This window comes from Serratia ureilytica (genome assembly GCF_013375155.1).
Taxonomy (GTDB): Bacteria; Pseudomonadota; Gammaproteobacteria; order Enterobacterales; family Enterobacteriaceae; genus Serratia; species Serratia ureilytica.
The window spans coordinates 251,394-273,972 of record NZ_JABXOF010000005.1 but is presented as its reverse complement, the minus strand read 5'-3'; the positions used below and the strand labels follow the sequence as shown (position 1 = coordinate 273,972).

The 22,579-nt window shown below is 61.3% G+C and carries 21 protein-coding genes; 16 read left to right on the top strand and 5 right to left on the bottom strand.

Annotated features, from left to right (window positions below):
- Positions 1–172 precede the first annotated feature (172 nt).
- From rpoE to rseC, 4 genes are read left to right on the top strand one after another with little or no spacing between them, the layout of a single operon-like run.
- Positions 173–748 carry an RNA polymerase sigma factor RpoE gene (gene rpoE, locus HWW83_RS11800; RefSeq protein WP_004929136.1) on the top strand — a complete coding sequence of 192 codons (576 nt, stop codon included), beginning with the start codon at positions 173–175 and terminating at the stop codon, positions 746–748.
- Between the two features lie 30 nt (positions 749–778).
- Entirely contained in the window at positions 779–1,432 is a 654-nt protein-coding gene (rseA, locus tag HWW83_RS11795) for an anti-sigma-E factor RseA (protein ID WP_176589316.1), read from the top strand.
- On the top strand, positions 1,432–2,388 hold the full coding sequence (gene rseB, locus HWW83_RS11790; RefSeq protein ID WP_025303948.1) for a sigma-E factor regulatory protein RseB: 957 nt from the start codon (positions 1,432–1,434) through the stop codon (positions 2,386–2,388). The genes rseA and rseB overlap by 1 nt, the downstream gene beginning before the upstream one ends.
- Positions 2,388–2,864, top strand: a complete 477-nt coding sequence (rseC, locus tag HWW83_RS11785; RefSeq protein ID WP_033644124.1) for a SoxR-reducing system protein RseC — start codon at positions 2,388–2,390, stop codon at positions 2,862–2,864. The genes rseB and rseC overlap by 1 nt, the downstream gene beginning before the upstream one ends.
- On the opposite strand, the gene HWW83_RS11780 is transcribed toward rseC, so the two are convergent.
- A complete protein-coding gene (locus HWW83_RS11780; protein WP_033644123.1) occupies positions 2,861–3,697 on the bottom strand; it encodes a hypothetical protein in 837 nt (278 codons plus the stop codon). The genes rseC and HWW83_RS11780 overlap by 4 nt on opposite strands.
- Positions 3,698–4,216: 519 nt before the next feature.
- Between HWW83_RS11780 and lepA the strand changes: the two genes are divergently transcribed.
- The 7 genes from lepA (at position 4,217) to acpS (ending at position 10,765) form a co-directional block, all read left to right on the top strand.
- On the top strand, positions 4,217–6,016 hold the full coding sequence (lepA, locus tag HWW83_RS11775) for a translation elongation factor 4 (protein WP_019452315.1): 1,800 nt from the start codon (positions 4,217–4,219) through the stop codon (positions 6,014–6,016).
- 32 nt (positions 6,017–6,048) lie between these two features.
- Positions 6,049–7,026 (top strand): signal peptidase I, encoded by a 978-nt coding sequence (gene lepB / locus HWW83_RS11770; RefSeq protein ID WP_033644122.1) that lies wholly within the window; start codon positions 6,049–6,051, stop codon positions 7,024–7,026.
- A gap of 234 nt (positions 7,027–7,260) precedes the next feature.
- Positions 7,261–7,941 carry a ribonuclease III gene (rnc, locus tag HWW83_RS11765; RefSeq protein ID WP_004929158.1) on the top strand — a complete coding sequence of 227 codons (681 nt, stop codon included), beginning with the start codon at positions 7,261–7,263 and terminating at the stop codon, positions 7,939–7,941.
- A complete protein-coding gene (era, locus tag HWW83_RS11760) occupies positions 7,938–8,846 on the top strand; it encodes a GTPase Era (RefSeq protein ID WP_004929162.1) in 909 nt (302 codons plus the stop codon). Before rnc ends, era begins: the two co-directional genes overlap by 4 nt.
- A 4-nt stretch (positions 8,847–8,850) precedes the next feature.
- Positions 8,851–9,582, top strand: coding sequence for a DNA repair protein RecO (recO, locus tag HWW83_RS11755; protein WP_015378804.1), 732 nt, complete (start codon positions 8,851–8,853; stop codon positions 9,580–9,582).
- A gap of 71 nt (positions 9,583–9,653) precedes the next feature.
- Entirely contained in the window at positions 9,654–10,385 is a 732-nt protein-coding gene (gene pdxJ / locus HWW83_RS11750; protein WP_046687673.1) for a pyridoxine 5'-phosphate synthase, read from the top strand.
- Entirely contained in the window at positions 10,385–10,765 is a 381-nt protein-coding gene (gene acpS, locus HWW83_RS11745) for a holo-ACP synthase (RefSeq protein WP_004929169.1), read from the top strand. The genes pdxJ and acpS overlap by 1 nt, the downstream gene beginning before the upstream one ends.
- A 46-nt stretch (positions 10,766–10,811) precedes the next feature.
- Here the strand turns inward: acpS and HWW83_RS11740 are convergent, their stop codons facing one another.
- Together HWW83_RS11740 and HWW83_RS11735 are read right to left on the bottom strand one after the other, a co-directional pair.
- The gene (locus HWW83_RS11740) at positions 10,812–11,072 is read right to left on the bottom strand and encodes a YfhL family 4Fe-4S dicluster ferredoxin (protein ID WP_033632309.1); all 261 of its coding nucleotides are present in this window, start codon (positions 11,070–11,072) and stop codon (positions 10,812–10,814) included.
- A gap of 53 nt (positions 11,073–11,125) precedes the next feature.
- A complete protein-coding gene (locus HWW83_RS11735) occupies positions 11,126–11,974 on the bottom strand; it encodes a MurR/RpiR family transcriptional regulator (RefSeq protein ID WP_033644119.1) in 849 nt (282 codons plus the stop codon).
- Between the two features lie 167 nt (positions 11,975–12,141).
- On the opposite strand from HWW83_RS11735, the gene murQ reads away from it, so the two are divergent.
- Genes murQ through yfhb form a run of 3 tightly spaced genes read left to right on the top strand, consistent with a single transcriptional unit; the run spans position 12,142 to position 15,075 of the window.
- Entirely contained in the window at positions 12,142–13,035 is an 894-nt protein-coding gene (gene murQ / locus HWW83_RS11730) for an N-acetylmuramic acid 6-phosphate etherase (RefSeq protein WP_089195090.1), read from the top strand.
- Positions 13,036–13,053: 18 nt separating this feature from the next.
- Complete coding sequence (locus HWW83_RS11725) at positions 13,054–14,415, top strand: PTS transporter subunit EIIC (protein WP_033644117.1); 1,362 nt, start codon at positions 13,054–13,056, stop codon at positions 14,413–14,415.
- Positions 14,416–14,418: 3 nt separating this feature from the next.
- A complete protein-coding gene (gene yfhb / locus HWW83_RS11720) occupies positions 14,419–15,075 on the top strand; it encodes a phosphatidylglycerophosphatase C (protein WP_089195089.1) in 657 nt (218 codons plus the stop codon).
- 45 nt (positions 15,076–15,120) lie between these two features.
- Here yfhb and HWW83_RS11715 read toward each other — a convergent pair whose 3' ends face one another.
- Positions 15,121–16,173 (bottom strand): DUF2157 domain-containing protein, encoded by a 1,053-nt coding sequence (locus tag HWW83_RS11715; protein WP_089195088.1) that lies wholly within the window; start codon positions 16,171–16,173, stop codon positions 15,121–15,123.
- 117 nt (positions 16,174–16,290) lie between these two features.
- Here HWW83_RS11715 and tadA point away from each other — a divergent pair, with 117 nt between their 5' ends.
- Entirely contained in the window at positions 16,291–16,797 is a 507-nt protein-coding gene (gene tadA / locus HWW83_RS11710; RefSeq protein WP_176589315.1) for a tRNA adenosine(34) deaminase TadA, read from the top strand.
- On the opposite strand, the gene mltF is transcribed toward tadA, so the two are convergent.
- Positions 16,798–18,258, bottom strand: coding sequence for a membrane-bound lytic murein transglycosylase MltF (gene mltF / locus HWW83_RS11705; protein ID WP_033644113.1), 1,461 nt, complete (start codon positions 18,256–18,258; stop codon positions 16,798–16,800).
- 275 nt (positions 18,259–18,533) lie between these two features.
- Between mltF and purL the strand changes: the two genes are divergently transcribed.
- Positions 18,534–22,427: a phosphoribosylformylglycinamidine synthase gene (gene purL / locus HWW83_RS11700; RefSeq protein ID WP_176589325.1), complete on the top strand. Its 3,894-nt coding sequence runs from the start codon at positions 18,534–18,536 to the stop codon at positions 22,425–22,427.
- The last annotated feature ends 152 nt before the right edge of the window (positions 22,428–22,579 follow it).

The following is a 22,579-nucleotide window of genomic DNA, read 5'->3' as shown; positions in this document are numbered from 1 at the left end:
CTAACTGTCCGGGCAAAAGCCACGGATAGGGTGACATCAACAGAAAAAACAATGGCGATATGGAACTTCGTGTTCTATATGAACTCCAAGCGAGTGCTTGCTCAGGAAAATAATGTATGGCTGGCAGTACAATTTTACGCGTGGAGACGGATTTGGGGAGAGTTTACCTCGGATGAGCGAGCAGTTAACGGATCAAGTTCTGGTTGAGCGGGTCCAAAAGGGCGACCAGAAATCGTTTAACCTACTGGTAGTGCGCTATCAGCATAAGGTGGCGAGTCTCGTTTCCCGCTATGTGCCGCAGGGCGATGTGCCCGATGTGGTGCAGGAGTCGTTTATCAAGGCCTATCGCGCACTGGAATCGTTCCGTGGCGACAGCGCTTTTTATACCTGGTTGTATCGAATCGCCGTGAACACGGCAAAGAATTATCTGGTTGCTCAGGGGCGCCGTCCGCCATCCAGTGATGTGGACGCCAACGATGCGGAAAATTACGAAAGTGCGGGCGCACTGAAAGAAATTTCGAACCCTGAGAACTTAATGTTGTCAGAAGAGCTGAGACAGATAGTTTTCCGTACCATTGAGTCTCTCCCTGAGGATCTTCGCATGGCGATTACCCTGCGGGAGTTGGATGGTCTAAGCTACGAAGAGATAGCCGCCATCATGGATTGCCCGGTCGGAACCGTACGTTCGCGTATTTTCCGCGCCCGGGAAGCTATCGATAATAAAGTTCAACCGCTGATCCAGCGTTAGCAATGGCGGGCACAGGAAGGGTACTTAGGCATGCAGAAAGAAAAGCTTTCCGCTCTGATGGATGGTGAATCGTTCGACAGCGAGCTGTTGAGTTCTCTGTCGCAAGATCGAACGCTTCAGCAAAGCTGGCAGAGCTATCACCTGATACGTGACACACTGCGGGGTGATATCGGACAAGTGATGCATTTCGATATCGCCGATCGCGTCGCCGCTGCACTTGAGAAAGAACCTGCCCGGCTGGTGCCTTCCGCCGTCCAGGAATCTCAGCCGCAGCCTCACACCTGGCAGAAAATGCCGTTCTGGGACAAAGTGCGTCCTTGGGCGAGCCAGATTACGCAAATCGGCATGGCGGCCTGCGTGTCGCTGGCGGTCATCGTCGGCGTGCAGCACTACAACCAGCCTTCTGCGTCATCGAACACGTCCGAATCGCCGGCCTTCACCACGCTGCCGATCATGGGCCAGGCCTCACCGGTCAGCCTGGGCGTTCCTGCCGACAGTTTCTCCACCGGCAGCGGCCAACAGCAGCAGGTGCAGGAACAGCGTAAGCGTATCAACGCCATGCTGCAGGACTATGAACTGCAACGTCGCCTGCATTCGGATCAGCTGCAGCTTGAGCAAAGCAATCCGCAACAGGCTGCCATTCAGGTTCCCGGAACTCAGTCTTTAGGAATGCAACAGCAGTAATGAAGCAAATCTGGTTCTCCGTTTGTTTATTGACGGGCAGCCTGCTCTATTCCAGCATCGCCCCGGCGCAGCCGACTGCGTCCGGGGCGTTATTGCAACAGATGAGCAGCGCCAGCCGTTCTCTCAATTACGAGCTCGCCTACATCAGCATCAGCAAGCAGGGAATCGAGTCGTTGCGCTATCGCCATGCGGTGATCGGCAACGTGCCGCTCGGCCAGCTGTTGCACATGGACGGCCCGCGCCGCGAAGTGCTGCAGCGCGGCGGCGGGATCAGCTACTTCGAACCCGGCCTGGAGCCGTTCACGCTCACCGGCGATCACATCGTCGATGCGCTGCCGGCGATCGTTTATGCCGATTTCACCCGCCTGGCCAAGTACTACGACTTCATCTCCGTGGGCAGCACCCGCATCGCCGATCGGCCGTGTGAAGTGCTGCGCGTGGTGGCGCGCGACGGTTCCCGCTACAGCTACATCGTCTGGATGGACGAGGACACCAAGCTGCCGCTGCGGGTGGATTTGCTCGATCGCGACGGCGAAACGCTGGAGCAATATCGGGTGATCTCCTTCGCGGTCGGCGCCGACGTGCAGGGCGCGATGCAGGGGCTGCTCAAAGCCAACCTGCCGCCGCTGCTGTCGCTGCCGGCGGTGGAAAACGTCCAGCTGAGCTGGAGCACCGGCTGGCTGCCGGCGGGGGTAGACGAGGTGGCGCGCAACCGCCGCAAATTGCCTAACGTCGCCGTGCCGGTTGAATCCCGCCTTTACAGCGACGGCTTGTTCAGCTTCTCGGTCAACGTCAGCCCGGCGGGCAGCGGAGCCGGGCAGCAGTACTACCGTCAAGGGCGCCGCACCATCCAGACCGAAGTGCGCGCGGGCAACGAAATCACGATTGTGGGCGAATTGCCGCCGGCGACGGCCAAACGCATCGCCGACAGCATTTCTTTCAAGGTATCGCCGTAATGATGAAAGAGTGGGCCACGGTGGTTTCGTGGCAACAGGGCGTAGCGCTGCTGCGCTGTGAACCCAAGGCCGGCTGCGGCAGCTGCACCGCGCGCTCCGGCTGTGGCGCGCGTGCGTTGAACGAGCTGGTGCCGGAAACCGAGCATCAGCTGCAGGTGCATATCGATCAGCCGCTCGAGCCGGGGCAGCGTGTCGAGGTCGGCATCGCGGAAGGCAGCCTGCTGCGCTCCGCCATGCTGGTTTACCTGACGCCGCTGCTGGGCATGATGCTGGGTGGCGCGTTATTGCAATATTGTTTCGGCAGCGACGCCTCGGCGGCAGTCGGCGCCGTGCTGGGCGGCGGGGTGGCCTTTATGCTGGCGCGCCGCTTGGCCCGGCGTCTGGGCGAGCAGGCCGACTATCAGCCGGTGGTGCTGCAGATTGGCTTACCGCCTACCGCACTGCGCATGCAGGCGGAAAACTCCCCGCTGATTTAAACCGACGGCCGCGTCATCGCCGGGTTGTGATAGGCGGGGATGCGGTTGTGGATCATATGTTCCAGCAGCGCGATGAACAGATCGGCACTGAGCAGCGAATCATCGTTGATAGCGAACAGCACATTGCCCTGGCCGTCGAATAAGCGGATGCCGCGCTGCGGATGATTTTCCAACGCGCGGATCTGCTCGATAGGCACGTTGCCCCGTTCAGTGGTCAGCAGGGTGGCGCTCAGCCGCAGCGTTTCGGTCGGCGTGCCTTGCCGTTTGCCGAGCAGCAACTGCCACAGCCAGCGTGCGTCGCCCTCAACCGTGTGAAACGACACCGTCTCCCCCTGATAGAGCGCGTTCAACGCCAATGGCCCGCGCTGCTGCAGCTGCTGATCGACGATCACGTCCGCCAGTCGCCACGAATGGGCGACATTGCTGAAGACCGTGCACCAGGGCTGATCCGCGCCGGCGCGGAACGCCGTGACGTCAAACAACCCGCCAAAAGCCTTGCCGCCGCGAAAGCGATAGATGTCGCCGATTTTCTCAAACGGAATGAAACGCTCTTTGTGATGGTGGCCGTCAAAGACCCGCACGCCGTGCTCGTAGAGCCGATACGTCAACACCGGGCGCAGGTAATGCCGCAGCGCCAGCAGCGTACAGCCGAGTAAAATTGTGCCCGCGCCGGCCTGCAACAGCGTGATGACGTCGTTCTCATCAATGCTGCTCAGCAGCGGCAGCACCAACAGCGCCGCACCCACGCTGAACAGCAGCGCCGCCGCCGCCAGAATGCCCCAGTTGACCTTCGAAAAATCGTGCCGGCTCAGCATTTGCCCTTTATCGATCATAATGCACCTTCCAATCAACGTACGCAGATATGCTGGTGAACCCCGGTGGGCTGCCGATGTAGTGCCCGGAATAATGTTTTGTCGCGGAGTTCATGCCCTTTCTATCCGAGGGACGGTGGTGGCGTATATGGGGTTTTTCCTAAAGGATGTGGGGCAAAATCGAATTCTAAGAGGTTGATCCAAATATTCTTTTTCGATAATTTCAGAAGGGGTTTATTGCGCTGCGGCCGGTTATGTATTAGCGCCGGAGTTTGACGGCCACGGAGCGCCTGCAAGCCTTGGGTTCAGGCCGTATAGCCCGTGTTAACATCTGTTTTCATCAGCCGGGGCGCCCTGTAACATTTAGCTGCGCATAATAGAATGCCTTCACTGCACCGATCGCTAGGTTTTCAGTGGTGTGGCATGTAGAATGCAGCGATTCAGGTGCAAGACGGCCTAACCCATTCACTGTCGCTTTAGGTCCATGCGGGTTTCTATAGGCGAGTAATTCAGAAATACCAAGGCAGAAAAACTTTTATAATGAAGCATATACGAAATTTCTCCATTATTGCCCATATTGACCACGGTAAGTCGACGCTGTCTGACCGCATTATCCAAATTTGCGGTGGCCTGTCCGACCGTGAAATGGCTGCGCAGGTGCTCGATTCCATGGATCTGGAGCGCGAGCGCGGCATCACCATCAAGGCGCAGAGCGTCACGCTGGATTACAAGGCGCTGGATGGGCAGACCTATCAGCTTAACTTTATCGACACCCCAGGCCACGTTGACTTCTCCTATGAAGTGTCCCGCTCGCTGGCGGCCTGCGAAGGCGCGCTGCTGGTGGTGGACGCCGGCCAGGGCGTAGAAGCCCAGACGCTGGCCAACTGCTACACCGCGATCGAAATGGATCTGGAAGTGGTGCCGGTGTTGAACAAAATCGACCTGCCGGCCGCCGATCCGGATCGCGCCGCGCAGGAAATTGAAGACATCGTCGGCATCGACGCCACCGATGCCGTGCGCTGCTCGGCCAAAACCGGCGTCGGCGTGCCCGACGTGCTGGAGCGCCTGGTGCGCGACATTCCTGCGCCGCAGGGCGATCCGGATGCGCCGCTGCAGGCGTTGATCATCGATTCTTGGTTCGATAACTACCTGGGCGTCGTGTCGCTGGTGCGCGTCAAGAACGGCACGCTGCGCAAGGGCGACAAGATCAAGGTCATGAGCACCGGCCAGGTGTACAACGCCGATCGTTTGGGCATTTTCACGCCGAAGCAGGTCGATCGCGACGTGCTGAACTGCGGCGAAGTGGGCTGGCTGGTCTGTGCGATCAAAGACATCCTCGGCGCGCCGGTGGGCGATACCCTGACGCAGGCGCGTCAGCCGGCGGATAAAGCGTTGCCGGGCTTCAAAAAAGTGAAGCCACAGGTGTACGCCGGTCTGTTCCCGATCAGCTCCGACGACTATGAATCTTTCCGCGATGCGCTGGGCAAGCTGAGCCTTAACGACGCCTCCCTGTTCTACGAACCGGAAAGCTCCACCGCGTTGGGCTTCGGCTTCCGCTGCGGCTTCCTTGGTCTGCTGCACATGGAGATCATTCAGGAGCGTCTGGAGCGTGAATACGATCTGGATCTGATCACCACCGCGCCGACGGTAGTCTACGAAGTGGAAACCACCGGCAAAGAAGTGATCTACGTCGACAGCCCATCCAAGCTGCCGCCGTTGAACAACATCCAGGAACTGCGCGAGCCGATCGCCGAATGCCACATGCTGATGCCGCAGGAATACCTGGGCAACGTCATCACCCTGTGCGTTGAGAAACGCGGCGTGCAGACCAACATGGTCTACCACGGCAACCAGGTGGCGTTGACCTATGAAATCCCGATGGCGGAAGTGGTGCTCGACTTCTTCGACCGCCTGAAGTCCACGTCGCGCGGTTATGCGTCGCTGGATTACAACTTCAAGCGCTTCCAGGCCTCCGACATGGTGCGCGTGGACGTGCTGATCAACAACGAGCGCGTGGATGCGCTGGCGCTGATCACCCACCGCGATAACTCGCAGTATCGCGGCCGTGAATTGGTGGAAAAGATGAAAGATCTGATCCCGCGTCAGCAGTTCGACATCGCGATTCAGGCGGCGATCGGCACGCACATCATCGCGCGCTCCACCGTGAAGCAGCTGCGTAAAAACGTGCTGGCGAAATGCTACGGCGGTGACGTCAGCCGTAAGAAAAAGCTGCTGCAGAAACAGAAAGACGGTAAGAAGCGCATGAAGCAGGTCGGCAACGTCGAGCTGCCGCAGGAAGCGTTCCTGGCCATTCTGCACGTCGGTAAAGACGGCAAGTAACCGCGACGAGTTCGCGAAACGAGGGAGTTTGCATGGCGAATATGTTTGCCCTGATCCTGGCGTTGGCCACCCTGGTCACCGGGATCATCTGGTGCTTCGAGCGCTTTAAATGGGCGCCGGCCCGCCGCGCGAAGATTGCGGCGGTCAACGAGCAGACCGCGGGCGCAGTAGACGATAAAACGCTGGCGAAAGTGGCTAAGCAGCCAGGCTGGGTAGAGACCGGGGCATCGGTCTTCCCGGTGTTGCTGCTGGTCTTTGTGGTGCGCTCGTTTATTTACGAACCGTTCCAAATCCCGTCCGGCTCAATGATGCCGACGCTGTTGATTGGCGATTTCATTCTGGTGGAGAAATATGCTTACGGCATTAAAGATCCGATAACCCAGACCACGCTAATTGAAACCGGTCATCCGAAGCGCGGCGATATTGCGGTATTTAAATATCCGCTGGATCCGAAGCTGGATTATATCAAGCGCGTGATTGGCCTGCCGGGCGACCGTATTACTTACGATCCGGTGAATAAGCGCGTTACGGTGCAGCCGTCGTGCAACAGCGGGCAGTCCTGCGATACCGCGCTGGCGGTCACCTACGCCGACGCGCAGCCGAGCGACTTCGTACAGCTGTTCAGCCGCAGCGGCATGGGCGAGGCCAGCAACGGTTTCTACCAGATCCCGCTGAATGACAACGTGCCGCAGGGCGGCATTCGTCTGCGTGAACGTCAGGAGAGCCTGGGCAACGTGACGCACCGCATCCTGACCGTGCCGGGCACGCAGGATCAGGTGGGCGCTTACTACCAACAGCCGGGCAAACCGCTGGCGGAGTGGGTGGTGCCGGCCGGGCATTACTTCATGATGGGCGACAACCGCGACAACAGCGCGGACAGCCGTTACTGGGGCTTTGTGCCGGAGAAGAATCTGGTGGGTAAAGCCACGGCCATCTGGATGAGCTTTGAAAAGCAGGAAGGCGAGTGGCCTACCGGCGTGCGTTTCAGCCGGATTGGCGGCATTCATTAATCGCTGATTTATTCCCTGTCAATTTCACGCCGCAGCCTGCTGCGGCGTGAAAGATTAAGGGGATATAAACACAGCATTATGTTTCCACTCGTTGTAGAATACTTTCTCGAGCGATAAAAGTTGGCTCCTGCTGGGAGCCACTGCAAACGAAACAGCTTTGGATCGGCTTTCGGCGAAGCAGGCCTGTTCCGTATGCTGCAAGTTTTTGACGCATTCTTGATCTATTGGTAACTCATGAACCCCATCGTAATAAACAGGCTGCAGCGGAAGCTGGGCTACACTTTTCAACAGCAGGAGCTTTTACTGCAGGCTTTGACTCACCGCAGCGCCAGCAGTAAACACAATGAACGTCTTGAGTTTCTGGGTGACTCGATTCTTAGCTTTGTCATCGCCAATGCGCTCTATCACCGCTTTCCTCGCGTAGACGAGGGCGATATGAGCCGCATGCGCGCCACGCTGGTGCGCGGCAACACGCTGGCGGAGATGGCGCGCGAGTTTGACCTGGGCGAATGTCTGCGGCTTGGGCCGGGCGAATTGAAAAGTGGTGGGTTCCGCCGCGAGTCAATCCTGGCGGATACGGTGGAGGCATTGATCGGCGGCGTGTTCCTGGACAGCGACATCCAGACCGTCGAGCGCCTGATTTTGGACTGGTATCGCAGCCGGTTGGACGAAATCAGCCCCGGTGATAAGCAGAAAGACCCGAAAACCCGTTTGCAGGAATTTTTGCAGGGGCGTCATCTGCCGTTGCCTTCTTATTTGGTGGTGCAGGTTCGCGGTGAAGCGCACGACCAAGAGTTTACCATCCACTGCCAGGTGAGTGGTTTGAGCGAGCCCGTGGTGGGCACCGGCTCGAGCCGCCGTAAAGCCGAGCAGGCGGCAGCGGAACAAGCGCTGAAAAAGCTGGAGCTTGAATGAGTGAAGTAAAACAACACTGCGGTTTTATCGCCATCGTCGGCCGCCCGAACGTGGGCAAATCGACGTTGCTGAACCAACTGCTGGGGCAGAAGGTTTCCATTACGTCGCGTAAGCCGCAGACGACCCGTCACCGCATCATGGGCATCGACACCGATGGCGCCTATCAGGCGATCTACGTCGATACCCCAGGGTTGCACATCGAAGAAAAACGCGCCATCAACCGTTTGATGAACCGCGCGGCCAGCAGCTCGATCGGCGACGTCGAACTGGTTATCTTCGTGGTTGAAGGCACCAACTGGACCGCCGACGACGAAATGGTGGTCAACAAGCTGCGCAGCCTGCGCTGCCCGGTATTGCTGGCGATCAACAAGGTAGATAACGTCACCGACAAATCCAAGCTGTTGCCGCACATCGCGTTCCTCAGCCAGCAGATGAATTTCCTCGACGTGGTGCCTATCTCCGCCGAGAAAGGGATGAACGTCGACACCATCGCCGGCATCGTGCGCAAGCTGCTGCCGGAAGCGGAACACCACTTCCCGGAAGACTACATCACCGATCGCTCCCAGCGCTTTATGGCGTCTGAGATCATTCGTGAGAAGCTGATGCGTTTCCTGGGTGAAGAGCTGCCGTATTCGGTGACGGTGGAAATCGAACAGTTCGTGGCCAACGATCGCGGCGGCTACGATGTGCACGGCCTGATCCTGGTCGAGCGCGAAGGCCAGAAGAAAATGGTCATCGGCAACAAGGGCGCCAAGATCAAAACCATCGGCATCGAAGCGCGCCAGGACATGGAACAGATGTTCGATGCCAAAGTGCATCTGGAGCTGTGGGTGAAAGTGAAATCCGGTTGGGCGGACGACGAACGTGCGCTGCGCAGCCTGGGCTATGTTGACGATCTGAAGTAACGCCGTGGACGGCTGGGAGCGCGCTTTCGTCCTGCATGGGCGGCCGTACAGTGAAACCAGTCTGATGCTGGATCTGTTTACCGAAGGTCATGGGCGGGTGCGCTTGCTGGCAAAAGGCGCGCGCAGCCGCCGCTCCAATCTGAAGGGTTGCCTGCAGCCCTTTACCCCCCTGTTAGTGCGCTGGGGCGGCCGCGGCGAAGTGAAAACGCTGCGTAACGCCGAAGCGGTCTCTCTCGGTTTACCCCTCAGCGGCATGATGCTTTACAGCGGCCTGTACGTGAACGAACTGCTGGCGCGCGTGCTGGAGCAGGAAACCAACTACTCGGTGCTGTTCTTCGACTACCTGCAATGCCTGCAGGCGCTGGCGGCGGAAGACAGCTCGCCGGAACAGGCGTTGCGCCAGTTCGAGCTGGCCTTGTTGCAGCACCTGGGTTACGGCCTCGATTTCCTGCACTGCGCCGGCAGCGGCCTGCCGGTGGATGACGCCATGACCTACCGCTACCGTGAAGAGAAAGGCTTTATCGCCAGCCTGGTGGTGGATCACTACAGCTTCACCGGGCGCGAACTGCGCGCGCTGGCGGAGCGGCAGTTTCCCGATGCCGAGACGCTGCGCGCCGCCAAGCGCTTCACCCGCATGGCGCTGAAACCCTACCTCGGCGGCAAGCCGTTGAAGAGCCGCGAACTGTTTCGCCAATTCGTGCGCAAACAGCCGAATACGCCGGTCGACGACGCCTGACCTTTTCCCCTTTTGCCGTTCTGCACCCGCGTGTAAACTGCTGGCACTGAAAATCGTATTTAGAGGTTGTCATGGCTGATTTACTGCTGGGCGTCAATATCGATCACATCGCCACGTTACGTAACGCGCGCGGAACCCAATACCCGGATCCGCTTCAGGCGGCATTCATTGCCGAACAGGCGGGGGCCGATGGCATTACCGTGCATCTGCGCGAAGATCGCCGCCACATCACCGACCGCGACGTGCGCTTGCTGCGCCAGACCATCCAGACGCGCATGAATCTGGAGATGGCGGTGACCGACGAGATGCTGGACATCGCCGTGGAGCTGAAGCCGCATTTCTGTTGCCTGGTACCGGAAAAGCGTGAAGAAGTGACTACCGAAGGCGGCCTGGACGTTGCCGGCCAGCTGGACAAAATGAGCGTGGCGGTCGAGCGCCTGGCGCAGGCGGGCATTCTGGTCTCGCTGTTCATCGATCCCGATCATCGCCAAATCGACGCGGCGGTGGCGGTGGGCGCCCCCTATATCGAAATCCACACCGGCGCCTACGCCGAAGCGCAGGGCGAGCTGGCGGTTCAGGCCGAGCTGCGCCGCATCGCGGTCGCCGCCGCCTACGCGGCCGAGAAGGGGCTGAAGGTCAACGCCGGCCACGGCCTGACCTATCACAACGTGCAGCCGATCGCTGCGCTGCCGGAAATGCACGAGCTGAACATCGGCCATGCGATTATCGGCCAGGCGGTGATGAGCGGGCTGCCGGCTGCGGTTGCCGACATGAAAGTGCTGATGCGGGAAGCGCGCCGGTAATGGCGGTGCTCGGGCTGGGTACCGACATCGTCGAGATGGCGCGTATCGAAGCGGTGGTGGAGCGCAGCGGCGATCGTCTGGCGCGCCGCGTGCTGAGCGACGCCGAATGGGCGCTGTACCAGCAGCACCAGCAGCCGATTCGCTTTCTGGCCAAGCGTTTCGCCGTGAAAGAGGCCGCCGCCAAGGCGTTCGGCACCGGCATTCGCAACGGCCTGGCGTTCAACCAGTTCGAGGTGTTCAACGATGCGCTGGGCAAACCGAATATTCGTTTGCACGGCCGCGCCGCCGAGCTGGCGGGGGAGATGGGGGTCACCGCGATCCACGTTTCGCTGGCCGATGAAAGGCGCTATGCCTGCGCGACGGTGATCGTCGAAAGCTGAAAATAGAGAGGGCGCCCTGCGGCGCCCTTGTCAGTCCTGCGGCGGGTTAAATGCGATCGGCGTGGTGCAACACCACGAACTTATCCCACAGCTGCTCATTAGTCTCGCGATGCTGCGGATCGGTAATGATGGTGTTGTCGATGGGGCAGACCTGCTGACAGGTTGGCGTATCGTAATGGCCAACGCACTCGGTGCAGCGGTCGGTATCGATTTGGTAGATCTCATCGCCCATCGAAATCGCCTGGTTCGGGCATTCCGGCTCGCACATGTCGCAGTTGATGCATTTGCGTGTGATTAGCAGGGCCATGGCGTATCTCTCATTATTAACAGGGGTATTTTTCGCAGCGGCGATTATACCGGTTAAACCAACTTTTTCATCAATTGTTCGCTGTGCCTGATACGGTCGCGGGCATGATCGAGGTCGTGCTGGATCAGCGCCATAAACAGCAGGTCGGTGAGAGCGTACTGGGCGGTGCTGGAAGAGATGGCCGCGCTGCGGGTGCGGGGCTCTTCGGCGATGGTATAGAGGCAGTGATCGGCGCGTTGCTGCAGGCCGTTGGGCGAGAAGCTGGTCAGCGCCAGCACCCTGGCGCCGGCCTGGCGCGCTTCTTCCGCCGCCAGATTGATTTCACGCCGCTCGCCGCTGAAGGAGATCGCCACCAGCAGATCGCGTTTGTCCAGCGCCTGCACCGCCGCCAGTTGAACGTGCATATCCGCTTCGGCCACCGCCATCACCCCGATTTTCAGCAGCTTGAAGGAAAAATCCTTGGCCACCAGCCCGGAGGCGCCGATGCCGATCAGCATCACCCGGCGCGCCTGGCGCAGCATGTCCAGCGCCTGATGCAGCCGTTCTTCGCTGTTGATGTCCAGCGTCGCGCGCAGCGCCGCCTGCTTTTCCGCCAACAGCTTTTCACCGACGGTTTTCAGCGTGTCGCTGCTGAGGATGTGGTTATGAACGGTCACTACCGGTTCGGCCTGCGGCTGGGCCAGTGTCTCGCTCAGCGCCAGCTTCAGCGCCGGGAAACCTTTATAGCCCAGCTTTTGGGCGAACTTCACCACGCTCGACTGGCTGACGCCGGCCAGCTGGGCCAGCTTTTGCGAGCTGAGATGGCGCGCCTGTTCGGCGTTGTTCAGCAAAAAATCCGCCAGCTTGCGGTCGTTTTGCGCCAGTGTCGGATACATCTGGCGAATGCGCAGAAGGGTACTCATTGATCTTTCCCTGGAAACCAGCGGCCATTTTGCCACGCAGGCGGCGAAAACGCGCGGTGAAAATTTTTGTGAGCTCGTCGTTAAAATAGCAAATAGCGCTCGCTTTGTTGAATAAAATATTCAAATATTGACTTAATTTTGTGAATTAAAAATTCAAAGGTGAACAGATGAACTTAGGCGCACTGGTATCGGAAACCCGCAACCCGGCCACTATGGGGCTGGATGAGATGTCGACGTTGGACATGGTCCGCTGCTTTAACCAGGAAGATCGCAAGGTGCCGGAGGCGATTGAAAAAGTGCTGCCGGCGATCGCGCAGGCGGTCGATTTGGCCGCGGCGGCGCTGAAGGTCGGCGGGCGGTTGATTTATTTGGGCGCCGGCACCAGCGGGCGCCTGGGCGTATTGGATGCCTCCGAGTGCCCGCCGACCTTCGGCGTGCCGCACGGCGTGGTGGTGGGGCTAATCGCCGGCGGGCCGGGCGCGCTGCTGAAGGCGGTGGAAGGGGCGGAAGATGACGCAGCCCTGGGCGAGGCCGACCTCCGGGCGCTGAACCTGACCGCCGTCGATATGGTGGTGGGGTTGGCGGCCTCGGGGCGCACGCCCTACGTGATCGGCGCGCTGCGCTATGCGCGCGGGCTGGGTTGCCCGACGGCGGCCATCTCCTGCAACCCGGATTCGCCGATCGCGCACGAAGCGCAGGTGGCGATCTCGCCGGTGGTGGGGCCGGAGGCGCTGACCGGTTCGACGCGCCTGAAATCCGGCACCGCGCAGAAGCTGGTGCTTAACATGCTGTCGACCGGCGCGATGGTCAAGCTGGGCAAGGTTTACCAGAACCTGATGGTGGACGTGAAGGCCACCAACGTCAAACTGGTGGATCGCGCCTGCCGCATCGTGGTGGAGGCCACCGGCGCCGAACGCGCTCAGGCGGAGGCGGCGCTGGCGCAGACCGGCTTTGAGGTCAAACCTGCGATCCTGATGATTTTAGCCGGCGTCAGCGCCGATGAGGCGCAGCAGCGGCTGCAGCGGCACGACGGCTACCTGCGCGCGGCGTTGGCGCGTTAATTCACGGTGGGGGCGGCGATGGACAAGACAACGGCATTGGCGACACAGATCCTGGCGGGCGTGGGGGGCGAGGGCAATATCCTCAAACTGGAGAACTGCATGACGCGGGTGCGCGTCGAGGTCAGCGACGAACAGCGGCTGGATCTGGCGGCCCTCAAGCAGTTGCCCGGCGTGAAGGGCTATATCAAGCAGGGTGAACAGCATCAGTTTATCGTCGGCCCGGGCGCCGCCGCCAAGGTGGTGGACGCCATGCGCGCTTTGCTGAGCGGCAGCGCGCAGCCCGCCGTTGGTGACGCCGCCCGCACCAAGGCGCAGGCCAAACAGAAATACGCGGCGCCGATGAGCGGCGCGCTGAAAAAGCTGGCCGACGTTTTTATTCCGCTGATCCCGGCGTTTATCGCCTCGGGGCTGATCACTGGCATCATCAACCTGCTGAAACGGCCCGACATCGCCGGACAGTTGGCATTGGACTACCCGAACGCGCTGGGGCTGCTGGCGATCTTCGGCAGCGCGGTGTTCGCCATCATGAACATTCTGGTCGGGGTGAACGCCGCGCGGGTGTTCGGCGGCTCACAGGCGATGGGCGGCGTGATGGCCGGGATCCTCTCCAGCCCGGCGCTGGCGCAGATCACCCTGTTCGGCGAGGCGCTGCAGCCGGGGCGCGGCGGGGTGATCGCCGTGCTGCTGGTGGTGGCGTTGATGTGCTGGGTGGAGAAACGCCTGCGCACGCTGCTGCCGGAGTCGGTCGAACTGATCCTCAATCCGCTGCTGACCACGCTGGTGACCGCCTCGTTGGCGATCCTGATCCTGCAGCCGATCGGCGGCGCCATTTCCGATGCCATCGCCCACGGCGCCAATCTGGCGATCGACAAAGGCGGGCTGCTGGTGGGGGCGCTGCTCTCCGGGCTGTTCCTGCCGCTGGTGCTGTCCGGCTTGCACCAGGGGCTGGTGCCGATCCACGTCGAGCTGGTGCAGGCGCACGGTTCCAACCCGCTGTTGCCGATCCTGGCGATGGCCGGCGTCGGTCAGGTGGGGGCGGCGCTGGCGGTGCTGTTGAAAACCCGTAACGCGCGGCTGAAGAAGGTGATCAAAGGGGCGTTGCCGGTCGGCATTCTCGGCATCGGCGAGCCGCTGATCTTCGGGGTGACGCTGCCGCTGGGCCGGCCGTTTATCGGCGCCTGCCTCGGCGGTGCGGTAGGCGGCGCGCTGATCAGCTACTGGAAAGTGGCGACGGTGATTACCTTTGGCATTTCGGGGCTGCCTTTGGCGTTGACCATCGTCTCAGGTAAGGTGATGTTGTATCTGGCGGGGATGCTGATTACGATTATCGCCGGTTTTCTCTTCACCTGGATGATGGGGTTCAACGATCCCGAGGAGTAGCGTTTGAGCGACAAGCAGCAACCATCGGCCGCAGCAGGGCGCCGCGTGGTCTTTTTCGATCTGGACGGCACTCTGCATCAGGAGGATATGTTCGGCAGTTTCTTGCGTTTCCTGCTGCGCCGTTTACCGCTGAATTTGCTGCTGGTGATACCGCTGTTGCCATTGATTGGTCTGGCGCTGTTGCTGCTGGGGCGCGCCGCGCGCTGGCCGATGAGCCTGTTGTTGTGGGCTATCACCTTCGGGCGTACCGAAGCGACGCTGAAGGCGCTGGAGCGGCAGTTCATCGAGGTTTTCCGCCAGAGGGTGACTGCGTTTCCGGTGGTGCAAATGCGCTTGCGGCAGTATCTGGATGAGCACGATGCCGAGGTGTGGCTGATTACCGGCTCGCCGGAGCAACTGGTGGCGCAGGTGTATCGGGATTCGGCGTTTCTGCCGCGGGTGCGGTTGGTCGGCAGCCGCATCGCGCGCCGCTATGGCGGCTGGGTGCTGACCTTGCGCTGTCTGGGCGTACAAAAAGTGGTGCAGCTGGAGCAACGGCTCGGCGCGCCGCTGAAGCTGTACAGCGGTTACAGCGACAGCAAGCAGGATAACCCGCTGCTGTTTTTTTGCGAGCACCGTTGGCGGGTGAGTAAGCAGGGCGAGCTGCAGCAGCTGGAATAAACAAAGGGCGGAGAATTCCGCCCTTTGCTGTTATCGCTGCCGCGATCAGTCTTCGGTTACGTCGTGCGGTTTGCGTCCGAGCTGCCAAATCTTCTCCGCATAATGCCCCAACGCCCACAGGCTCAGGCCGAGCAGCGCGAAGAAAATCGTCTTCGGCATGCTGTCCCAGAAAAATTCGAACAGGCGGGTATAGAGGTTGATACCGAGGAAGGTCAGCCCGAAACCGCGTAGCATGGCGTCGTCATGCTTCAACCCCAGCCAGATGGCGGCGAAGGCGGCCAGCCCGAACAGCAGGCTCCAGTGGAACAGCTCAATCTGGCGCGCGCGGTACCAGCTGTCGAGATCGCCGTAGTTGCCGAAGATGGACAGCAGCCACAGCGCGATGAACAGGTACAGCAGGCCCATCGCCAGCGATACCCGCTGCAGGCCGCGCTGCGCCAATAGCGGCCGCAGCAGCAATGCGGCGGCGATCAGCACCGCGCCGAAGGCGATAAAGCGAATCGGGTAGCTCATGCCGAGCCAGTAGGCGCCCCAGCCGGACAGGTAGCCGGTCTCGGCGCCGAAGGCATTGCCGAGCGACAGCAGGGCGAACCACCATACCAGCCCGGAGCGGCTGAACCAGCCGATGGCGCCGTACAGCAGCGCGGCGACCAGCAGCAGCACGGAAACCCGCCCGCTGCCGTTATCCAGCCAGACGCCCAGTTGCCATAAGGCGCAGGCGGTGAGCAACACGGCGACAAACAGCGCCGCCTCATTGCCGTAGCGTTTTTCCGGGTGGCGTTGACGACGACGCAGCGCCCAGACGTAGGCCAGCGCCGCCAGTAGGCCGGCGATCGCCATGCGCACCGGCGCGTCGAAGCGGAACAGTTCGCTCAGCCATTCAAGCAGTGCGCTGTCGGCGAACAGGCTGGTGACGGCGATCAGCAACGAGGCCAGCGCGGCGAGAAACGCATAGCGCGCCAGCCGTCGCCAGTCGAAAGGCTGCACGTCCACATGCAGCAGCAGTTGCTGTTGTTGCTCGGGGGTCAAGGCACCTTCCCCAACCCAGCCGTCCAGCGCCTTGCGCACCACGACGGCGTTCTTTTTACTGAGTTTCATGTTTCTTGTCCCTGAATCACACGCTGATGTGGCCAGTATAGCCATTGGCGGGCGGCTACGACAAAGGGAGGCTAGTGTGTATAATGCCCGCCGCAAAAGCGCACGAGGAATTATGCGATGACTGAATATAACGATGAGTACTGGATGCGTCAGGCATTGCAGCTGGCCCTGCGCGCGCAGGAAGAGGGCGAGGTGCCGGTGGGTGCGCTGCTGGTGCTGGACAATCAGGTGATCGGCGAGGGCTGGAACCGGCCGATCGGCCGGCACGATCCTACCGCGCACGCCGAGATCATGGCGCTGCGGCAGGGCGGCGCGGTGCTGCAAAACTACCGCTTGTTGAACGCCACGCTGTACGTCACGCTGGAGCCTTGCGTGATGTGCGCCGGTGCGATGGTGCACAGCCGTATTCGCCGGCTGGTGTATGGCGCCGCCGACGAGAAAACCGGCGCGGTCGGTTCACTGGTGGACATTCTGCGCCATCCGGGCATGAACCATCAGGTGGAGATCGTCTCGGGCGTGCTGGCGGACGAATGCGCCGCCACCTTGAGCAATTTCTTCCGCCTGCGCCGCGAACAGAAAAAAGCGCTCAGGCTGGCGCAGCGGGCGGCGGATAAGCCGGAATAATCAGTAGTTGAGCGCCAGTTCCGGCATCACCGTCGGGTAGCCTTTCCCCAACGCCTCTTGCTCGGCGGCCGCTTGCGCCGCCTTTCTCTCTTTTTCCTGCAGATAACCCACCAGGCTGACCTGGTAGCGGCGGATGTTTTCTACATAGTTGTAGGCTTCACGCCCGCGCGCATAGCCATAGGTCAGCTGCGGGTAGTAGCGCTTTTGGCTGAGCATCGGCAGGCGCTGTTTGACGTCGACCCAGCTGTCCGGATTGCCTTTTTGCGTTTTGGTCAGCTTGCGTGCGTCCAGCATATGGCCCCAGCCCATGTTGTAGGCCGCCAGCGAGAACCAGATGCGCTCATCTTCCGGCACGCTGTCCGGCACCTTGGCCATCAGCCGCTGCAGGTACAGGGCGCCACCCTGAATGCTCTCTTCCGGATCGAGGCGATCGTTGACCCCCAGGCCGTCGGCGGTGGCGCGGGTCAGCATCATCAGGCCGCGCACGCCGGTGGGGGAGGTGGCCTGCGGATTCCAGTGCGATTCCTGATAGGCGATGGCCGCCAGCAGCTTCCAGTCGATCTCGTTGGCGTGTTTCTCGAACAGCGGGCGGAAGTTGGGCAGCACCGAGTCGATGGCCGACAGGAAGGTTTTGGTATCCACGTAGTCGAAGCTGCCGACGTGGCCGAGGTATTTCTCTTCCAGCCGCGCCAGGGTGCCGTCGTCCACCATCTGGCTGTAGAAATCCAGCATCGCCGCGTACAGGCTGTCATCGCCGTCGCGTTTGAGGTACCAGGTGACCGGCTCTTCGTCGGTGACGTCGAACGCCACCGCCAGCTGCGGATGGATGCGCTGCAGCAGCGCGATGGTCACCGAATCGCCGAGGGTATAGTCCAGCTTGCCGTCGGCAACCCGCTCCAGCAGCTCTTTGGAGGTGAGATCGCTGGAGGACTCCCAGGCGAGATCCGGGTATTTATCCTGTTTGAGCTGCTTTAGCGTGCTGACGTGCGCGGAACCGGAGGCGACCGCCAGCTTGCCTTTGATGTCGGCGAAGCCTTTTGGCCGCGGGGTGCCCAGCCGGTACACCAGCTGTTGGGAAACGGAGTAGTAGGCGGGGCCGGTGCGCGCGCGGCTGAGGCGCTCCTGGTTGTAGATAAGGCCCGCCGCCAGCAGGTCGGCGTCGTCGTCGTCCAGATCGTCGAACAGGTCATTGATGTTCTGATGGGGGATCACCACCAGTTTTACCCCGAGGTAGTTGGCGAAGCGCTTGGCCAGTTCGTAGTCGAGCCCACCCGGCCCTTGCTTGGTGTTGAAATAGGTCAGCGGTGAGTTCAGCGTGCTGATACGCAACTCGCCGCGGGAAATGATCTCCTGGAGTTGCCCGCCCTGGCCGCTGCGCCAGGTGATATTGGGCCACAGCGCGAGAGCCAGAAGCAGGGTGACAACGCCGATGAGGATGTAGTTTATTTTAAGACGTTTCAAATAGTTATCCAGTGGTGGTACAGGTACGCCGGCGACGATAACCGCGACTTTTCTCATGGTTAAATCACCAGTGCGGGGGGCATTTTGCGCAACAAAACGCCAGTGTGCAACTTTATTGACACGTTATGACAATTCGACGGTGCGGCGCGCTTTTATCAATAATCCCTACGCAAACGGTTTCGTCGGCGGCGAGGATTCTCTATAATGACGCGCGTTTTCCCCTGTTGCGCCCAATGAAGCGTCTTATCCGTCGCTTCGAAGACGAGAGAACTTTGATTATGGAAATTCTGCGTGGTTCGCCCGCTTTATCGGCTTTTCGCATTACCAAACTGCTGTCCCGCTGCCAGGACGCCCACCTGCCCGTCAGTGATATCTACGCCGAGTACGTCCACTTTGCCGATGTTAGCGCACCGCTAAGTGCCGAAGAACACGCCAAACTTCAGCGCTTGCTCAAGTACGGTCCTTCTCTCGCCGAACACGCCCCCGAAGGCCGGCTGCTGCTGGTCACGCCGCGCCCGGGCACCATTTCCCCCTGGTCTTCCAAAGCCACCGACATCGCCCACAACTGCGGTTTGCAACAGGTGCTGCGGCTGGAGCGCGGTCTGGCGTTCTACGTCAAGGCGCCTGAGCTGACCGAAGCCCAGTGGCACCAGCTCGCCGCGCTGCTGCACGATCGCATGATGGAAACCGTCTTCAGCGAGTTGCAACAGGCTGAACAGCTGTTCGCGCACCATCAGCCGGCGCCGTATCAGTCGGTCGACGTGCTGGGCGCAGGGCGCGCCGCGCTGGAGCAGGCCAACGTCCGGCTCGGCCTGGCGCTGGCGCAGGACGAGATCGATTACCTGCTGAATGCCTTTACCGGTTTGGGGCGCAACCCGACGGATATCGAACTCTATATGTTTGCGCAGGCCAACTCTGAGCACTGCCGCCACAAGATTTTCAATGCCGACTGGATCATCGACGGCGAACAGCAGCCCAAGTCGCTGTTCAAAATGATCAAGAACACCTATGAGCAGACGCCGGACTATGTGCTGTCGGCGTATAAAGACAACGCCGCGGTGATGGAAGGCTCGCAGGTCGGCCGCTTCTTCGCCGCGTCGGAGAACGGCACGTACGACTACCATCAGGAAGACGCGCATATCCTGATGAAGGTGGAAACTCACAACCACCCGACGGCGATCTCGCCGTGGCCGGGCGCCGCGACCGGCTCCGGCGGCGAGATCCGCGACGAAGGCGCCACCGGCCGCGGCGCCAAGCCGAAGGCCGGCCTGGTGGGCTTCTCGGTGTCCAACCTGCGCATTCCCGGCTTTGAACAGCCGTGGGAGCAGGACTTCGGCAAACCGGAGCGCATCGTCACCGCGCTGGACATCATGACCGAAGGCCCGCTGGGCGGCGCGGCGTTCAACAACGAATTCGGTCGCCCGGCGCTGCTGGGCTACTTCCGTACCTATGAAGAGCGCGTCAACAGCCATAACGGCGTTGAGCTGCGCGGCTACCACAAACCGATCATGCTGGCGGGCGGCATCGGCAACATCCGCGCCGATCACGTGCAGAAAGGGGAAATCACCGTCGGCGCCAAGCTGGTGGTGCTGGGCGGCCCGGCGATGAATATCGGTCTGGGCGGCGGCGCGGCGTCATCGATGGCGTCCGGCCAGTCCGATGCCGATCTGGACTTCGCGTCGGTGCAGCGCGACAACCCGGAAATGGAACGCCGCTGTCAGGAAGTGATCGACCGCTGCTGGCAGCTGGGCGACCAGAACCCGATCCTGTTTATCCATGACGTCGGCGCCGGCGGCCTGTCCAACGCCATGCCGGAGCTGGTGAGCGACGGCGGCCGCGGCGGCCGCTTCGAACTGCGCGACATCCTCAACGACGAGCCGGGCATGAGCCCGCTGGAAGTATGGTGCAACGAATCGCAGGAACGTTACGTGATGGCGATCGCCCCGGCGCAGATGGCGCAGTTCGACGAGATCTGCCGCCGCGAGCGCGCGCCTTACGCGGTGATCGGCGAAGCGACCGAAGAGCAACATCTGACGTTGAACGATCGTCACTTCGACAATCAGCCGATCGACATGCCGCTGGACGTGCTGCTCGGCAAGACGCCGAAGATGACCCGCGACGTGACCCGTCTGCAGGCGCAGGGCCAGGCGGTACAGCGTGAGAACATCACGCTGGCCGACGCGGTGAAGCGCGTGCTGCATCTGCCGGCCGTCGCGGAGAAAACCTTCCTGATCACCATCGGCGACCGCACCGTCACCGGCATGGTGGCGCGCGACCAAATGGTCGGCCCGTGGCAGATCCCGGTAGCCGACTGCGCGGTCACCACCGCCAGTCTGGACAGCTATTATGGCGAAGCGATGTCGCTCGGCGAACGCGCACCGGTGGCGCTGCTGGACTTCGCCGCCTCCGGCCGCCTGGCGGTCGGGGAAGCGCTGACCAACCTGGCCGCCACGGAAATCGGCAGCCTGAAGCGCGTGAAGCTGTCCGCCAACTGGATGGCCGCCGCCGGCCACCCGGGCGAAGACGCCGGCCTGTACGAAGCGGTGAAAGCGGTGGGCGAAGAGCTGTGCCCGGCGCTGGGCATCACCATTCCGGTGGGCAAAGACTCCATGTCGATGAAAACCCGCTGGCAGGAGGGCAATGAACAGCGTGAAATGACCTCGCCGCTGTCGCTGGTCATCACCGCCTTCGCCCGCGTGGAAGACGTGCGCCACACCGTGACGCCGCAATTGCGCACCGATAAGGGCGACAGCGCGCTGCTGTTGATCGACCTGGGCAACGGCCATAACGCGCTGGGCGCTACCGCGCTGGCGCAGGTTTATCGCCAACTGGGCGACAAACCGGCCGATGTGCGCGATGTCGCGCAGCTGGCGGGCTTCTTCAACGCCATGCAGCAGCTGGTGGCCGATCGCGCGCTGTTGGCTTATCACGACCGCGCTGACGGCGGCCTGCTGGTGACGCTGGCGGAGATGGCCTTCGCCGGTCACTGCGGCGTAGAGGTTAACCTCGATGGCCTCGGCGACGATGCGCTGGCGGTGCTGTTCAACGAAGAGCTGGGCGCGGTGATCCAGGTGAGCGCCGAACGTCTCGACGACGTGAAGCGGGCGTTCGCGCAGCACGGTCTGACCGACAACGTGCATCACATCGGCAGCGTACAGGCCGGCGATCGTTTCGTCATCAATCAGCACGGCAAAGCGTTGTACAGCGAAAGCCGCAATACCCTGCGCACCTGGTGGGCGGAAACGACCTGGCAGATGCAGCGTCTGCGCGACAACCCGGCGTGCGCCGATCAGGAACATCAGGCCAAGCAGGATGAACAAGATCCCGGCCTGAACGTGAAGCTGACCTTCGCACCCGAGGAAGACATCGCTGCGCCGTACATCGCCAAGGGCGCTCGCCCGAAAGTGGCGGTGCTGCGCGAGCAGGGGGTGAACTCCCACGTTGAAATGGCGGCGGCGTTCCACCGCGCCGGCTTTGACGCCGTGGACGTGCACATGAGCGATCTGCTGGCCGGGCGTCGCGATCTGCAGGACTTCCACACGCTGGTGGCCTGCGGCGGCTTCTCTTACGGCGATGTTCTGGGCGCCGGCGAAGGCTGGGCGAAGTCTATCCTGTTCAACGAGCGGGTGCGCGACGAGTTCGAGGCGTTCTTCCACCGTCCGCAGACGCTGGCGCTGGGCGTGTGCAACGGCTGCCAGATGATGTCCAACCTGCGTGAGCTGATCCCGGGCGCCGAACACTGGCCGCGCTTCGTGCGCAACCTGTCGGATCGCTTCGAGGCGCGCTTCAGCCTGGTGGAAGTGGCGGCCAGCCCGTCGCTGTTCATGCAGGGCATGACCGGCTCGCGCATGCCGATCGCCGTTTCCCATGGCGAAGGGCATGTCGAAGTGCGCGATGCGGCGCATCTGGCGGCGTTGGAAAGCCACGGCCTGGTGGCGCTGCGTTTCGTCAACAACGCCGGTCAGGTCACGGAAGCTTACCCGGCTAACCCGAACGGTTCGCCGAATGGCATCACCGCCGTGACCAGCGCCAACGGGCGCGCAACGGTGATGATGCCGCACCCGGAACGCGTGTTCCGCACCGTCAGCAACTCCTGGCACCCGGAAGAGTGGGGCGAGGATAGCCCGTGGATGCGCATGTTCCGCAACGCCCGTAAGCAACTGGGCTAAAAACGGCCACCACCGTACAGAGGGCGCAAGCAATTGCGCCCTTTTTTATGGCCGGCACTCGGCGATTGGCGGCAGTGTCTGCATTTAGCGACAAGCGCTGGTTTGCTTGTCGCTAAATGGAGACATTTAACCCATTGATTTTATTGTCGGTA